Below are 15864 nucleotides of genomic sequence, written 5' to 3' on the forward strand. Positions count from 1 at the left end.
TGCGCCGCGCGCAAGATTGCAGATCAAAACAGCGGGCAACAAAAAAGCCAGCACAAATTGGCTGGCTTGTTTGATTCTGCTAAGCAGTTCCGGGTGATGGTTGCGGGGGCAGGATTTGAACCTACGACCTTCGGGTTATGAGCCCGACGAGCTACCATGCTGCTCCACCCCGCGCCGGAAAAGATAAATACTAACATGGAATTTTTGCTTTATGCAAGTATCGCCAGAAAGTGAGGCTTCCCAGCAGTGACTGAAAGTGAAATAATCCGAGTCCTGGAGACGGCTTTGCTGTGTGCACAGCAGCCCATGAACAGCGCCGAGTTGCGCAAAATGTTTGTCTCCCCGCCGCTGAGCGCGGATGATCTGCGCCGTTATCTGGCTATCTTGCAATTGGATTGGAAAGAGCGTGGCCTGGAATTGGTTCAGGTTGCCTCGGGTTGGCGCTTTCAAAGTCGCCCAGCCATGCAAGTGTTTTTGTCCCGTCTTAGTCTGGAGCGCGCGCCCAAGTATTCGCGGGCCGTGCTGGAAACCTTGGCGATTATTGCTTGGCGGCAACCTGTTACCCGTGGGGATATTGAGGACATACGTGGTGTGAGCGTATCGACTCAAATTGTGCGTACCCTGGAGGATCGGGGCTGGATTGAAGTGCTGGGCTATCGTGATGCGCCCGGACGCCCGGCATTGCTGGGAACGACCCGTCAGTTTCTGAATGATCTGGGTCTGCGCTCTTTGGATGAGTTGCCTTCGGTTGAAACTCTGGACTCCCTGGATGCCTTGGCTTCCTTGCCAAACGGGCAAGCAGCTGCGTCGGCTGATCAGGAGCAGAACAAAGAATTGGATCAAGAACGGGATCAGCAACAGGATCAACAGCAAGATCAACAGCAGGGCGGGGATCATCAGGATCAGAGCCAGGAGCAAGCGGCAGAGCAGGGTGCAGAGCAAGAGTCTGCATCTGTGGCAGGGCAGCAAACTGGTTCCGAAGCAGGGCAAGAAATAGAACTAGAAGCAGAGCAAGACGCTGCTTTGGAAGTGAGCATGGAGCCGCTACAGGCCTCTGTTGCTCAGCTTGAGCTGGAGTCCGAACTGGATTCCGAGCCAGGCAGTCAGGACGATTTGCTTGAGGCGGTTTCAGAAGCGGAGCTGCCACAAACCGAACAAGCTGAAGTGAATACGACACCGGACCCCGTGGATGAGGCCCAGGCTGCGGCTGGCCTATCGGATATACAGGTACCGGATGAAATAAAAAACTCTGGAGTAAATGATTAAAAATGACTGATTCGCACGAGACGAACACAGCCTCCATGTCGGACGCCTCTGGCGCGGCCGACCCCAAGAATCCCCGCGCGAAGGGCCAGGGGCGCAAGCTGCGCACGCCGTTTCGCCGCCGTCGTGGCGATGCCACGCAAGAGTCGGCTCCCCGCCAGAATGAAGAGGTCCAGGCGGCCGCTCCTGGTGAGGCCAAGGCCCGCCCAGCTCGCCCACAAAACAATCGACGCAAACCTGCGGCTGCTGGTCGTCGTCCAGATACACGCGGTGGCGCCAACAAGCGACCAGGCAACACCCAGGCCGCTCGTTACTCCAACCCTGCTGACGACGCTCCGGTTGTGATTCTGGATGGTGATGATGACATCGCATTCAGCCATCTGGACAAGCAAAGTCGTTTGTCGCAGCGCCTGGGTAAATACATGGGCAGCGACTTGGTGCAGCCTAAATTGCACAAGGTGCTGGCTGAAGCCGGTATCGGCTCGCGCCGCGATATGGAAGAACTGATCGTTGCAGGTCGTGTCTCCGTGAATGGCGAACCTGCCCATATCGGTCAGCGTGTCAGTGCCGATGACAAGGTGCGTATCAATGGTCAACTGATCAATCGTGCCAACACCAAGCGTCCTCCGCGCGTGATTCTGTATCACAAGCCGGCTGGCGAAATTGTCACGCACGACGATCCCGAAGGCCGTGCCACCGTGTTTGGTCGCCTGCCTTCCCTGAAAGTGGGCAAGTGGTTGTCGGTCGGTCGACTGGATTTGAATACCGAGGGTTTGCTGATCTTCACGACATCGGGTGATATTGCCAACCGCATGATGCATCCGCGCTACGGTGCCGAGCGTGAATATGCTGTACGTGTTCTGGGTGAGCTGAGCGAAGAGCAAATGCAATCCATGCGCGATGGCGTGCAGTTGGAAGACGGTGTGGCCAAGTTCGGCATGATCGAATTTTTGGGTGGCGAAGGCAGCAACCGTTGGTATCGCGTCACTATTCATGAAGGCCGTAACCGTGAAGTGCGCCGTATGTTTGAAGCGATGGGTGTGACGGTCAGCCGTCTGATTCGCACCCGTTTTGGGGATGTGGGTCTGCCTAAGAATCTGCGCCGTGGCCGTTGGGAAGAATTGGATGCTGATGTGGTGATGGCATTCATGCTGCGCCTGGGGCTGGTGAAAGAATCGGATGACGAAGGCGCCCACCAGCGTCGCGAACGTCAACCTCTGTCCCACGACAGTGCTTTGCCTCCCGGTTTCGGTACGCTGGAGCACAACGGTCTGAGTGGTGCTCGCATGGGGCGTGGTGGTCGTGTGGCAGGTCGCGGTCGCTCCTCAAATAATGTGCGTGTAAACGAATCCGTCAGCGGTGCCTTGTTCATTAGCGGTGGTCTGGCCAATGGCCATCCTGATGGTGGTCGTCGTGAACACGGTGGTCAAGGGCGTGGTGCTCCACGTAGCGGTCAGGGTGTACGTGGTGGCCAGCAACGCGGTCGCTCGGCGGAAGGGCGTTCTTCGGAAGGACGCGCGCATGAAGGTCGCGGTCGCGAGGGGCGTTCGCAGGAAGGTGCGCGTGTGCACAATGGCCGCCGTCCAGTGCGTGGCGATCAGGCGCGCGGTGAGCAGGCCCGTGGTGGTCACGCTCGCGGTGCTCAGGAAGGACGTGCGCCTTCGGCCCGTCGCGGCGCGTCCGATCGTGCCGGAGCCGGGCAAACGCCCAAGGCTCATGTGAAGAAAACAACGGTGGTGCGCCGTGTCAGCCGTCGTGATGATGACTGGCAACCAGCCAGCTCGGCGGCCCATGAATCCCACCTGGGACGCGGGCGCCGGTAAAGCCAGGACGCACGGACTTTGAGTTTGTGGCCCGAACCCTGCGGTTTGGGCCTGTAAGGCCGTGTGAATGCACGTATTTTCCGGTTTTCTGGTAGAATATAGAACTTGGCTCAGAGACGTTTGTGTCGGCTGGGTCTTTTTTGATGCTGCGCGCCAGCGAATAGGGCGGTCTTTCAAGGCAAAGACCGCGTAGATCATCCGGTTCGGTTGCGCCTGCAACTATCCCGATTTGACGTTGGCAATGCGCAAGACCAGGGCCCGCTTGATTCTCAAGCGTGCATGGTGACCATGGGCTGGCGTACAGCCCATTTTTTTTGGATTTTATGGCAGACATTCTAGCTTTGGCACAAGAGACCCTGGCGGGTACCGAGTACGAACTGGTGGACGTGGAGCGTGCGCCGCTAGGCTTGTTACGCATCGTCATCGATCACCCGGAAGGGGTGCGTATCGAACACTGTGAATGGGTGTCTAAACAATTATCACGCGTTTTCGAAGTGGAAAACGTGGATTACAAGCGCATGGAAGTGGCCTCGCCGGGGATAGATCGCCCCTTGTTGCGTATTGGCGATTACGTGCGCTTTGCGGGCAGTCGGGTGCAGGTGCGCCTGCACGAGGCGCTCGACAATCGGAAAGTGTTTGTGGGTACGCTCCACGCTCCTGAAGGGGCGCTACCGGCTAGTGTTCCGCTGGATACCGTTTTTAGGCTGGAACTGGACGAAGCATCGGGCAAGCTGACGCAGGTCGAATTCACCTATGACCAGGTGGATCGTGCCAAATTGGATCCCGTTCTTGATTTCAAGGGTAAGAAGCGATGAGTCGCGAAATTCTATTGCTGGTCGATGCGCTGGCGCGTGAAAAATCCGTAGCGCGTGATGTCGTGTTCAGCGCGCTCGAGAGCGCCTTGGCCTCGGCCATGAAAAAGCGCTTCAAGGAAGATGTCGATATCCGTGTGGAAATCGACAGGGAAACCGGCGCCCACGAAGGCTTCCGGCGCTGGCTGGTCGTGCCCGACGAGGCCGGTCTGCAAGAGCCCGACAAGCAGGAGATGCTGTCGGACGCCCAGGAGATCGATCCCGAGCTGCAAGTGGACGATTACATCGAAGAGCCACTCGAGCCTATCGAGTTTGGCCGTATCGGTGCCCAGGCTGCCAAGCAGGCCATCCTGCAAAAAATCCGTGATGCCGAGCGCGAGCAAGTGCTCAACGACTTCCTGGAGCGTGGTGAGACCATCGTTTCCGGTACGGTCAAGCGCATGGACAAGGGCGATGCCATTATCGAAATGGGCAAGATCGAAGCACGTTTGCCTCGTTCGGAAATGATCCCCAAGGAAAATATCCGCGTGGGCGACCGTGTCCGCGCCTGGGTACAGAAGGTGGACTACGCAGCACGTGGCCAGCAGGTCATCTTGTCGCGTACAGCACCTGAATTCATTAAAGAACTGTTCGAGAACGAAGTACCCGAGATCGAACAGGGCCTGCTGGAAATCAAGGCCGCTGCCCGTGATGCGGGTGTGCGCGCCAAGATCGCTGTTATTGCTTACGACAAGCGTATCGATCCTATCGGTACTTGTGTGGGCATGCGAGGTTCGCGCGTTACTGCGGTGCGTAACGAACTGGGCGGCGAGCAGGTCGATATCGTGTTGTGGGCCGATGATCCGGCCGAATTCGTGATCGGTGCTCTGGCACCGGCGCACGTCGAATCCATTCTGGTGGACGAAGACAAGCACGCCATGGATGTGGTGGTAGACGAAGAAAACCTGCCCAAGGCGATTGGTTCGCGTGGTCAGAACGTGCGTCTGGCATCGGAATTGACGGGCTGGCAGATCAACATCATGACACCGGAAGAAAGCCGCAACCGTCAGGACGAAGAGCGCGAAGAATTGCGCGCTACCTTCATGTCCCGTCTGGATGTGGACGAAGCCGTGGCCGATATTCTGATCGACGAAGGGTTTACCGGTCTGGAAGAAATCGCTTATGTGCCTCTGCAGGAATTGCAGGACATCGAAGCCTTTGACGAAGAAACCGTCAACGAGCTGCGTGCCCGCGCCCGCAATGCGCTGCTGAGCGAGGCCATCGCCAAGGAAGAATTGGTACAGACCGCGGTCAAGGAGCTGGCAGGAGTCGAGGGCATGACGCCCGAGCTGATCGCCGTACTGGCCGAAAACGAGATTACAACGCTGGATGAACTGGCGGAACTGGCAACGGACGAACTGTCCGAGATGACCGGCCTGGCGCAAGATGCGGCCAGCGAACTGATCATGCGTGCCCGTGCCCACTGGTTTGACGACGAGGCCTGATATGTCTAGCTAGGTCCCGCGCGTTGTATTCATTAAGAATAGTTGTAGTAAAGCAAGAGAGAGTCGAATGTCGAGTAACACTGTCGCCCAGTTCGCTCAAGAACTGAAAATGCCTGCGAATGTTCTGCTGGAGCAGTTGCGTAGCGCAGGTATTGAGCTCAAATCAGTTGATGACGCCATCACTGATTCGGATAAGGCGAAGCTGCTTGAATCGTTGCGCCGCTCGCACGGCAGTCAGGAAGGCAACAAGATCACCCTGACTCGCCGTCAAACATCGGAGATCCGTCAGGATGACGGATCGGGTCGCTCCCGCACGATTCAGGTGGAAACACGCAAAAAACGCGTGTTTGTAAAGCGTGATCCCTCCGAGCTGGTGGCAGAAGCCAATGCGGCATTGGCACAGGAAAATGCAAAGGAGCAAGCTGCTCAGGCCCAGGCGGCCAGTCAGGAAAAACCGGCTGTTGAACAGGCGCCTGCCGCGCCTGTCAGCAAGCCCGTAGATCCTGTGGCAGCAACTCCTGAAGCTCCTGTGAAAGAGCAAGCCCCTGTCGAGTCCAAGCCTGAGCCCAAGCCAGAGCCTGAACCCGAAGTGGTCGCTGCTCCCGAGCCGACTCCTGTTGCCGAGCCTGCGCCCGAACCTGCTGCTCCTGCACAGCCCGTTGAGGCTGCTCAGGAAGATACAAAGAAACCCGAGCCTCAGCCTCAGGAACAAGCACCTGCTGCAACGGAGCCATCCGAAGCTGCGGCAGCGCCTGTTCAGGAAAAGGCCGAATCGGCTCCCTCTCCTACGGCCCAAGAAAAGCCCGTGGAACCTACTAAATCTGTAAACGACGCCCGTCAAGCTAACTCTGTGAATAAAAATCAGCACCCTCAAGGGACTAAAACGCCCACTTCGACTGGAAAACCTCGGGATATGGCCGCTACTGGTCAGCGCCGTGCAGTGCGTGGCCCGGTGATTCCTCCTGTTGCCGCCGATGTGGAGCAAGACCAGGATCGTGATCGCGCCCGTAAGGCCGCAGAGGCCGAAGCCGCTGCGTTGCGCGATATGTTGAACCGTCCTCGTAAGGTCTTGCGTGCTCCCGAGCCAGAGGCTGATAGCAAGGCAGGTGCCAAGGGCGCTCAGAAGAAAGACGCCAAAGGCTCCAAGACCGAGAAGGCCCCGGGCAAACCCGTCAAGACTGACAGCACCCCTGGCTGGACCAGCGATGCCAGCCGCAAGAAGCAGCCTTCCAAGGCTGATGTGGCTTCCGCCGGTGCCGGTGGTGGTCGTGAAGGCTGGAAAGCCAATGCCAAGGCAGGTCGTGGCAAGGGTGGTCGTGGTGGCCGCAACGCTCAGGCCGAGCGCCGTGAACCGCAAGTGGCAGAATTCATTGCCCGTGAAGTGCACGTGCCGGAAACCATTTCGGTCAGCGATCTGGCTCACCGGATGGCCGTCAAGGCTGCCGAGGTGATCAAGCACCTGATGAAGCTGGGTCAGATGGTTACCATCAACCAGGTTCTGGATCAGGAAACAGCCATGATTCTGGTCGAAGAGCTGGGTCACAAGGCGATTGCTGCCAAGCTGGACGATCCTGAAGCCTTCCTGGTCGATACCGATGCTCAGAACGACGCCGAACTGAAGCCCCGTGCTCCAGTGGTAACTGTCATGGGTCACGTTGACCACGGTAAGACTTCGCTGCTGGACTACATCCGTCGTGCCAAGATCGCCTCGGGCGAGGCCGGTGGTATTACACAGCACATCGGTGCGTACAACGTCAAGACAGAACGTGGCACGGCTACGTTCCTGGACACCCCCGGTCACGAAGCCTTTACGGCCATGCGTGCCCGCGGTACCAAAGCCACTGACGTGGTGATTCTGGTGGTGGCCTCCGATGACGGTGTGATGCCCCAGACCCGTGAAGCCATTCACCACGCTCGCGCCGCTGGCGTGCCGCTGGTGGTGGCGATCAACAAGATTGATAAACCTGAAGCTAATCCAGAGCGCGTCAAGCAGGAACTGGTAGCCGAAGAAGTGGTGCCTGAAGAATACGGTGGCGATGTGCCCTTTATTCCTGTGTCGGCCAAGACCGGCCAGGGCATCGACGAATTGCTGGAAAACGTGCTGCTGCAGGCCGAAATGCTGGAGTTGAAGGCTCCGGTTGACGCACCTGCCAAGGGTACGGTTATTGAAGCCCGTCTGGACAAGGGCCGCGGTCCTGTGGCCACCATCCTGGTTCAAAGCGGTACCTTGAACCGTGGTGACAGCGTGCTGGTCGGCGCCTCCTTCGGTCGCGTTCGCGCCATGCTGAACGAAACCGGCAAGTCGCTGAATTCGGCTGGTCCGTCGATTCCTGTAGAAATCCAGGGTCTGACTGAAGTGCCCGCTGCGGGTGATGAACTGGTTGTGATGGCTGACGAACGTAAAGCTCGTGAGATCGCGCTGTTCCGTCAAGGCAAGTTCCGTGATGTGAAACTGTCGCGTCAACAGGCCGCCAAGCTGGAGTCCATGTTCGACAATCTGGGCGAAGGCATGCAAACCCTGTCGCTCATCATCAAGACCGACGTTCAGGGCTCGCAAGAAGCGCTGGTACAGTCGCTGGTCAAGCTGTCTACCGACGAAGTGCGTGTGGTGGTTGTACACGCCGCCGTGGGTGGCATCTCCGAGAGCGACGTCAACCTGGCGATTGCTTCCAACGCGGTAGTGATCGGCTTTAACGTCCGTGCCGAGCAAAGCGCCAAGAAACTGGCTGAAGCCAACGGCATTGATCTGCGTTACTACAACATCATTTACGATGCGGTTGACGAGGTCAAAGCAGCCCTGTCCGGCATGCTGGCTCCCGAGCAGCGCGAAGAAGTCATCGGTATGGTTGAAATCCGCGAAGTCTACAACGTGTCGCGTATTGGTAATATCGCCGGTTGTATGGTTACCGAAGGCGTGGTCCGTCGCGATTCGCAAGTTCGCTTGCTGCGCAACAACGTCGTGCACTGGAGTGGCTACCTGGATTCCCTGCGCCGCTTCAAGGACGACGTCAAGGAAGTGCGTTCCGGCTTCGATTGCGGTATCACGCTGCGTGGCAACAACGACATCCAAGTGGGCGACCAGCTTGAGATCTTCGAGATCAAAGAGATCGCCCGGACACTGTAATTTATGGCACGACACAAGTCCAAACCAAACCCGGGGCGCAACCTGCGCCTGGCCGACCAGATCCAGAAGGATCTGGCGGTCCTGATCCAGCGCGAGATCGACATGACCCGCGCTGGTCTGATTACCTTGACCGGCGTGGAGCTGTCTCCAGACTACGCACACGCCAAAGTGTATTACTCGGTGCTGGGCGCCGAGCCCGAAGTCGCTCAGGCGGCTTTGACCGAGAAGGCCGGTTGGTTGCATTCGCTGCTGTTCAAGCTGCTGCACATCCACACGGTTCCTACTCTGCATTTTCATCACGACCGACAGTTGGAACGCGGCATGGAGCTCTCCAAGCTCATCGACAGCGCCAACCAGGCCGATAGCGAATTGACTGGCTCTGCTTCCAAATCGGACGAGCCAGACGAACAGCCCTGACGCGGCTGTTGTTTCTTCACGGATTGACACACGATGGCTACGCGAAAACGCGGGCAGTTGATTGATGGTGTGCTGCTACTGGACAAGTCCGACGGAATGTCCAGCAACCACGCTTTGCAGCGTGCCCGCCGCACTCTGGATGCCCGCAAAGCTGGCCATACTGGAACCCTGGACCCGTTTGCAACGGGCCTGCTGGTTTGCTGTTTTGGCCGGGCTACCAAGATTTCCGCCACGATGCTGGAAGCAGACAAAGCCTATGAAGCTACCTTGCAGTTTGGGCAGGAAACCGATTCAGGTGACTTGACCGGCAATGTGGTGTCCCAGGCTCCGGCAGATTTTGCCGGTGTCACCCTCGAGGCGCTGGAGGCAGTTCTACCTGCTTTCCGAGGACCCATTACCCAGGTGCCGCCCATGTATTCCGCGCTCAAGCGCGATGGCAAGCCCCTGTATGAATATGCCCGTCAGGGTATAGAGCTGGAACGTGAGGCACGACATCTCGTGATTCACGATTTGCAGGTGCAAGACTTTACGCCGCAATCGGCGCGTTTGTTTGTACGTTGCAGCAAGGGAACCTATATCCGGACCCTGGCGCAAGACATTGGACGTGCTCTGGGGTGTTTTGCCCATCTGACGGCCTTGCGCCGGACAGAATTAGGACCTTTTCATATCGACGACGCCTACACCCTGGACGGGTTGCAGGCGATGGAAGACCCGATGTCGGCCTTGCTGGCCATCGAGAGCTTGCCTACCGAGATTTTGCCCAAAAAACTTCAATCAGAAGGATGAGTTATGAGACGCGCATTGCGCAATGTGGCCATTATTGCCCACGTTGACCACGGGAAGACCACCCTGGTCGATCAATTGTTGAGACAGGCAGGTACGTTCCGTGACAACGAACATATCTCCGAACGTGTCATGGACTCGGGCGATATCGAGAAAGAACGCGGTATTACCATTCTGGCGAAGAACTGTGCCGTTGAATACGAAGGCACCCACATCAACATTATCGACACCCCCGGTCACGCTGACTTTGGTGGTGAGGTCGAACGTGTGCTGTCCATGGTTGACGGCGTGTTGTTGCTGGTGGATGCGGTTGAAGGCCCCATGCCTCAAACCCGCTTTGTGACTCGCAAAGCTCTGGAGCTGGGTCTGCGTCCGATTGTGGTGGTCAACAAGGTTGACCGTCCCGGCGCTCGTCCTGACTTCGCGATCAACGCCACGTTCGACTTGTTCGACAAACTGGGCGCGACCGACGAACAGCTGGATTTCCCCATCATTTACGCATCGGGTCTGTCGGGCTACGCCGGTTTGACCGAAGACGTGCGTGAAGGCGATATGCGTCCTTTGTTCGACGCTATCCTGGAGCATGTGCCCCAGCGTGAGGACGACGTCAACGCACCGTTGCAGTTGCAGATCTGTTCGCTGGACTACAGCTCCTACGTGGGCAAGATCGGTGTAGGCCGTGTGAACCGTGGCCGCGTGCGCGCTGCCCAGGACGTGGTCGTGAAATTTGGTCCTGATGGCGAAGTCATCAAAGGCCGTATCAATCAGGTTCTGAAGTTCAAGGGCCTGGAGCGTGTATCGGTAGATGAAGCTGAAGCCGGCGACATCGTGCTGATCAACGGTATTGAAGAGCTGGGCATTGGTTGCACGGTGACCGATCCTGCTCACCAGGAAGCTCTGCCTTTGCTGCGCATTGACGAGCCTACGCTGACCATGAACTTCATGGTGAACACCTCGCCTCTGGCAGGCCGTGAAGGCAAGTTCGTGACCAGCCGTCAGTTGCGTGATCGCCTGGACCGTGAATTGAAGTCCAACGTGGCTTTGCGTGTTAACGAAACCGACGACGACACCGTATTTGAAGTGTGCGGTCGCGGTGAGTTGCACTTGACCATTCTGATCGAAAACATGCGTCGTGAAGGCTATGAAATGGCCGTGTCGCGTCCACGCGTGCTGATTCGTGAAGAGAACGGCGTCAAGATGGAGCCCTACGAGCAGCTGACCGTGGACGTCGAAGACGGCCACCAAGGCGGCGTGATGGAAGAACTGGGTCGTCGTCGTGGTGACTTGCAGGATATGGTTGCTGATGGCCGTGGTCGTACACGTCTGGAGTACCGTATTCCCGCCCGTGGCCTGATCGGTTTCCAGGGCGAGTTCATGACGCTGACACGCGGTACCGGCTTGATGAGCCACACCTTTGACGAGTTCCGCCCCATGCGCGAAGGCACGGTTGGCGAGCGTCGTAACGGCGTGCTGATCAGCCAGGACGACGGTGATGCCGTGGCCTACGCCTTGTGGAAGCTGCAGGATCGTGGTCGCATGTTTGTGTCCCCGGGTGATGCTCTGTACGAAGGCATGATCATCGGTATTCACAGCCGCGACAACGACCTGGTGGTTAACCCCATCAAGGAAAAGAAACTGACCAACGTGCGTGCTTCCGGCAAGGACGAGCACATTGATCTGGTTCCACCTATTCGTCTGACTCTTGAATACGCCGTGGACTTCCTGGATGACGACGAGCTGGTTGAAGTGACTCCCAAGTCCATTCGCCTGCGCAAGCGTTACCTGAAAGAACACGAGCGCCGTCGCAGCCAACGCGAAAGTTAATTTTTCGGGTTTAGCGATACGAGAAAACGCCTGCTTGATGCAGGCGTTTTTTTTGTCTTACTATGGTTGGCGTCAGCCGGATTTAGAACGCGGTATTAAAAAGCTGGGGTGTATGCATAAGCACCCCAGCTTGATTTTTAAATTCAAGAAAGGGTGTGGGATAAATAAAATTGATTAAGTGGCTTATTGAGTCTGATGAGTTGCTTTAATTTCTGCTTAATACCTGCCTGATACAAACTGGCTGGACACATTACCAAGCTCGCTTTGCAAAGTCTCAGTTGTAGCTGGGCATCTTCTTGTTTTTGAAAAGATTTTTTCATTGCAAGAGCCGGTGCGCAGTTTCCCCCATTAAGGAGAATACTGATGGTGCAGCATATTGTGATTGTAGGTGGTGGTATTGGCGGTACGATGACCGCCAATCATTTAGTGACCAAGCTATACCCGGAAATTCGCTCTGGTAAAGTCCGCATTACCATGCTGTCCAACTCTCCCTGGCATTATTACAAGCCCGCTTTTATGTACGTGGCGTTTGATGCTTTTTTCAGGGACGAGTTGCGACGTCCGCAAATTTCACTTTTGCGCCCCGAAATTGATTTTCAGCTAGAGGAAGTCAGTGGTTTTGACTTCAAGGCCAGCCGCCTGCATTGCACCAGTGGCAAGAAGATTGATTACGACTACCTGGTGCTGTCTACGGGCTGCGTGCCCTCTCCGGAAAAAATTGAAGGTTTGAAAGAGGGCGGTGATCACTTCTATCAGCATGCTCCTGCGCGTCAACTGGCTGACCGCCTGAGCAAGTTGGAAAAAGGCCGCGTACTGGTAACGGTCACCTTCCCCAAAACCCATAACGTCCCTCACCAGTGCGGTATTGCACCGGTAGAAACAACCTTGATGCTGGACGAGTACCTGCGTCGTCGTGGTGTACGCGACAAGGTGGAGATTGCTTATACCTATCCCACGACCTCCCAGCTTTTGCGTAATTGTCTGTTCATGCAGAACGAGGTTTGTCAGGTCTTGCCGCCCATTTTTGAGGATCGTGACATCAAGCATCAACGCGGTTTCACCCTGAGCCGTGTAGACCCTGAACGCAAGATTGCCTATTCCGAAGAAGGCGCAGAAGAGCCGTTCGACCTCCTGATGGCGACTCCTCCCATTACGGCGGTGCCTGCTGTACGTGACTCGGGGATTTCTCAAGCTGCCGACAACGAGGGCTGGGTCCCCACCGATCACCAAACCATGAAGGTGCTGGGGCTGGACAATGTATACGTGCTGGGTGACACGGTGGACCTGCCTATCAGTAAAGCGGGTGGCTCCTGCCATAACCAATCGCCCGTAGTGGTCAACAACCTGGCCTCAGAGTTGCGATTTGGGCGCACCAGCGACGAATACGATGGCCGGGTGGTGGCGGTAGCCCAAATGGGTCTGGAGGGCGGTATGCCCCTCTGGTACGACTACAAGGAGGATGTGCATCCTACGCCGCCCACCAAACTGGGTGGACTGCTGCGCAAGGGTTTTAACCGGGGTATTTACTGGGCCGTGGCCCGTGGCTTGGTCTAATTCAGGAGAGACAGATGAATTCGGTATCGGATAAATCCTTGAATCCCGGTGATGCGGGCGCTGCTCAGAAGTCCCCTTCCGCCCTGGAAAGCCTGCTTGGAGAGGATCCGGGCATCAAGGGCCTGGATGAACTGATCGGCAAGATCGAACCTTTGCTGGCCGGTGGTCGTTTGAATCGGGTGGTGGATGCGGTGTCCCTGCTGGCCGATCTGGTCGATATGAGCGACGACTATATGCTTGAAAAGCTCATGAAGGGCTTTGAGGAGGGTGTAGGGGCTGCCTGGTCGGTTGGAAACGCCGCACGTATGGCTGCGGACCAGGTGAGAGCTACGGAGACCACCCCGACCCTGATGGGGCTTATACGCCTGGCTAAGGAGCCGGAAGTGCGACGTGGCCTGACGTTCTTTCTGATGATGGCCGGTGTGATGGGGCGTCAGATGCGTTATCAGAACCTGGACCATATGGGGGATTGATACGGTAGCTGTATCGCTAAAGAAAAAAGGGCGGCTTGTGAAAGCGGCCCTTTTTTCTTGTTCAGCACCTCAGCACCTCAGCGTTCAGTGATTCAAAAATGCCATTTGGCGCTTTTCCACGATACGGAAAATGCCCACCAGAATGAAGGACACGCACAGGTAAATCAGTGCAGCAATCCCGTAGGAGGTGAAGGTTTGATAGGTGGCCGCATTGGCGTCACGAGCAATCTTGAGCAGATCCGGGACGGTGGCTGTAAAGGCCAGCGAGGTGGCATGCAGCATCAGCACCACTTCATTGCTGTAAGCAGGCAGCACACGGCGCAGGGCTTGCGGCAGAATCACGCGGCGGTACAAGGTCCAGCCGGACATGCCATACGCACGGGCCGACTCGACTTCACCGGGAGGCATGGAGCGGATGGCTCCGGCAAAAATCTCGGTGGTGTAGCCAACAGTGTTCAAGGTCAGTGCCAGAATCATGCAATTGAAGCCGCTCATGAAGAAGGCTTCCAATGCAGGCACGGATTTGACGATGGCCAGCTTGTACATGGCGGTGTAGATCAAAAGGATCTGCACGTACAAGGGAGTGCCACGGAAAAAGTAGGTGAAGGCACCAATAGGGCGCGATAGCCAGGCCTTGCCCGAGACACGGCCAATGGCCATGAAAATCGACAGGAAAAAGCCGATGGCAACCGAGATCACCAGCAGCCAAAGTGTCATGGCCAGACCCGAGAGCTGACCATTGCTTTGGTACAGATAGGCGCGCCAGAATTCGTTCAGAACATCCATTAGAACTGTGCTCCTTTCACGCCAATGTTGTAGCGTCGCTCCAGGTAGCCCAGTCCAATATTGCTGACGGCGGTCAGGCCCAGATAGATCAGGGCAGTGATGCCCACAAAGAGGAAGGAGTTGAAGGTCGCGTTACCGGCATTTTGCGCAATCTTGACCACATCGCTCAGGCCGATCAGGGACACCAGCGCGGTGGATTTGAGCAGGATCTGCCAGTTATTGCCCAGTCCGGGCAGGGCGTAGCGCATCATCTGAGGAATCTGGATGCGATGCAGAACTTGCCAGGCGCTCCAGCCACAGGCTTTGCCCGCTTCCATCTGGCCCTTGGGGATGGCCATCAGGGCGCCGCGGAAGGTTTCGGCGAAGTAAGCACCATAAATAAAGCCCAGCGTGACCACACCGGCTCCGAAGGGATCGATCTCGATCATGTCCCATTCCAGCCAGTCAGTCAGTTCGTTCAACCAGATTTGCAAGCTGAAAAAGAACAACATCAAAAGCACCAGATCCGGGACGCCCCGGATCAAGGTGGTGTACAAACCGCCCACCCATCGCAGCAGCGAGGTGCGGGACAGTTTCATCAGGGCAGCGACCAGACCCAGCACCAGGGAAACCAGCAGCGAGAGCACGGCCAGTTTGATGGTTTCCCAGGTGCCGACCAGCAACTGCGGCCCATAACCGTAAAGCAACATGGTTCAGGTATCCAGGTCAGGGCGCGATGCGAATGTTTTCTTTTTGGAAGTATTTGTCGGCAAAGGTCTGCATGGTGCCATCGGCCTTCATTTCACGCAGAACTTCATCAACAGTTTTCTTGAGTTTCTTGTTGCCCTTGCGAATACCCATGGCGATAGGTTCGTTCAGGATGGGGCTGTCGTCCACGGTGCTGCCGGTCAGCTCAAAGTCGGCACCGGCAGGCTTGGTTAAAAAGCCTTCAACGGCGTTCTGGGCTTCCTGGAAGGTGGCGTCCACGCGGCCACCGGCCAGGTCATTGAAGGCGTCGGTGTAGCTGGGGTAAGCCACGATGGTGACACCGTTGTTGGCCCAGTTCTGGCGCGCATAGGTTTCCATGGTGGTGCCTTGCTGCACACCGACACGCTTGCCTTTCAGGGATTCGGCGGTGGGCTCCAGACCGCTGCCTTTGCGGGCGGCCAGGCGAACCGGCACGATATACATGGGCTCGCTAAAGTCGATCACCTTGGCGCGTGCCTCGGTGGCGGTCATGGTGGAGTTGGCCAGATCGAATTTGCGGGCTTGCAGGCCGGGGATCAAGCTGTCAAAGGACTGATCGATCCACACGCACTTGGCTTGCAGGCGCTTACAGATTTCGTTGCCGATGTCGATGTCAAAGCCTTGCAGCTCGCCACTGGGGTCCAGAAACTCGAAGGGGGGATAACCCGCTTCAGTGGCAAAACGGATTTCGGACGGCCCGGCTGCATGGGCAGCAGCGGGCACCAAGGCACTGCAAAAAGCCACCATCAGGAGGCGGGCAAGCATTTTGTTCATGTGGAGGACTCCGGCAAATAT

The 15864-nt window shown here is 56.9% G+C and carries 13 protein-coding genes and 1 tRNA gene; 10 read left to right on the forward strand and 4 right to left on the reverse strand.

Features of this window, described 5'->3' with window-relative positions; all coding sequences use genetic code 11:
* Positions 1-97: 97 nt before the first annotated feature.
* Positions 98-174 (reverse strand) — tRNA-Met (locus NBV64_RS06100).
* 132 nt (positions 175-306) lie between these two features.
* Between NBV64_RS06100 and scpB the strand changes: the two genes are divergently transcribed.
* The 10 genes from scpB to NBV64_RS06150 all read left to right on the forward strand — a co-directional run bounded on the left by scpB (position 307) and on the right by NBV64_RS06150 (position 13557).
* On the forward strand, positions 307-1266 hold the full coding sequence (gene scpB / locus NBV64_RS06105; protein WP_235484337.1) for an SMC-Scp complex subunit ScpB: 960 nt from the start codon (positions 307-309) through the stop codon (positions 1264-1266).
* Between the two features lie 2 nt (positions 1267-1268).
* Entirely contained in the window at positions 1269-3086 is a 1818-nt protein-coding gene (gene rluB, locus NBV64_RS06110) for a 23S rRNA pseudouridine(2605) synthase RluB (protein ID WP_250756907.1), read from the forward strand.
* Positions 3087-3409: 323 nt separating this feature from the next.
* Positions 3410-3901 carry a ribosome maturation factor RimP gene (rimP, locus tag NBV64_RS06115; protein ID WP_009457607.1) on the forward strand — a complete coding sequence of 164 codons (492 nt, stop codon included), beginning with the start codon at positions 3410-3412 and terminating at the stop codon, positions 3899-3901.
* A complete protein-coding gene (nusA, locus tag NBV64_RS06120; protein ID WP_009457606.1) occupies positions 3898-5382 on the forward strand; it encodes a transcription termination factor NusA in 1485 nt (494 codons plus the stop codon). Before rimP ends, nusA begins: the two co-directional genes overlap by 4 nt.
* Positions 5383-5449: 67 nt before the next feature.
* Positions 5450-8506 carry a translation initiation factor IF-2 gene (gene infB / locus NBV64_RS06125; protein ID WP_009457605.1) on the forward strand — a complete coding sequence of 1019 codons (3057 nt, stop codon included), beginning with the start codon at positions 5450-5452 and terminating at the stop codon, positions 8504-8506.
* Between the two features lie 3 nt (positions 8507-8509).
* On the forward strand, positions 8510-8923 hold the full coding sequence (gene rbfA, locus NBV64_RS06130; RefSeq protein ID WP_009457603.1) for a 30S ribosome-binding factor RbfA: 414 nt from the start codon (positions 8510-8512) through the stop codon (positions 8921-8923).
* A gap of 33 nt (positions 8924-8956) precedes the next feature.
* Positions 8957-9709 (forward strand): tRNA pseudouridine(55) synthase TruB, encoded by a 753-nt coding sequence (truB, locus tag NBV64_RS06135; RefSeq protein WP_022983561.1) that lies wholly within the window; start codon positions 8957-8959, stop codon positions 9707-9709.
* A 3-nt stretch (positions 9710-9712) separates the two neighbouring features.
* Positions 9713-11530 (forward strand): translational GTPase TypA, encoded by a 1818-nt coding sequence (gene typA, locus NBV64_RS06140; RefSeq protein ID WP_009457601.1) that lies wholly within the window; start codon positions 9713-9715, stop codon positions 11528-11530.
* A 363-nt stretch (positions 11531-11893) separates the two neighbouring features.
* The gene (locus NBV64_RS06145) at positions 11894-13084 is read left to right on the forward strand and encodes an NAD(P)/FAD-dependent oxidoreductase (RefSeq protein WP_022983562.1); all 1191 of its coding nucleotides are present in this window, start codon (positions 11894-11896) and stop codon (positions 13082-13084) included.
* Positions 13085-13098: 14 nt separating this feature from the next.
* Positions 13099-13557 carry a DUF1641 domain-containing protein gene (locus NBV64_RS06150; protein ID WP_009457599.1) on the forward strand — a complete coding sequence of 153 codons (459 nt, stop codon included), beginning with the start codon at positions 13099-13101 and terminating at the stop codon, positions 13555-13557.
* A gap of 84 nt (positions 13558-13641) precedes the next feature.
* Here NBV64_RS06150 and hisM read toward each other — a convergent pair whose 3' ends face one another.
* Genes hisM through NBV64_RS06165 form a run of 3 tightly spaced genes read right to left on the reverse strand, consistent with a single transcriptional unit; the run spans position 13642 to position 15843 of the window.
* Positions 13642-14343: a histidine ABC transporter permease HisM gene (gene hisM, locus NBV64_RS06155; RefSeq protein WP_022983563.1), complete on the reverse strand. Its 702-nt coding sequence runs from the start codon at positions 14341-14343 to the stop codon at positions 13642-13644.
* Positions 14343-15032 (reverse strand): ABC transporter permease, encoded by a 690-nt coding sequence (locus NBV64_RS06160; RefSeq protein WP_009457595.1) that lies wholly within the window; start codon positions 15030-15032, stop codon positions 14343-14345. The genes hisM and NBV64_RS06160 overlap by 1 nt, the downstream gene beginning before the upstream one ends.
* A gap of 16 nt (positions 15033-15048) precedes the next feature.
* Complete coding sequence (locus tag NBV64_RS06165; protein ID WP_009457593.1) at positions 15049-15843, reverse strand: ABC transporter substrate-binding protein; 795 nt, start codon at positions 15841-15843, stop codon at positions 15049-15051.
* Positions 15844-15864 lie beyond the last annotated feature (21 nt).

The sequence above is a fragment of the Alcaligenes sp. DN25 genome, assembly GCF_023674485.1.
In the GTDB taxonomy this organism is placed as follows: domain Bacteria; phylum Pseudomonadota; class Gammaproteobacteria; order Burkholderiales; family Burkholderiaceae_B; genus Alcaligenes; species Alcaligenes phenolicus.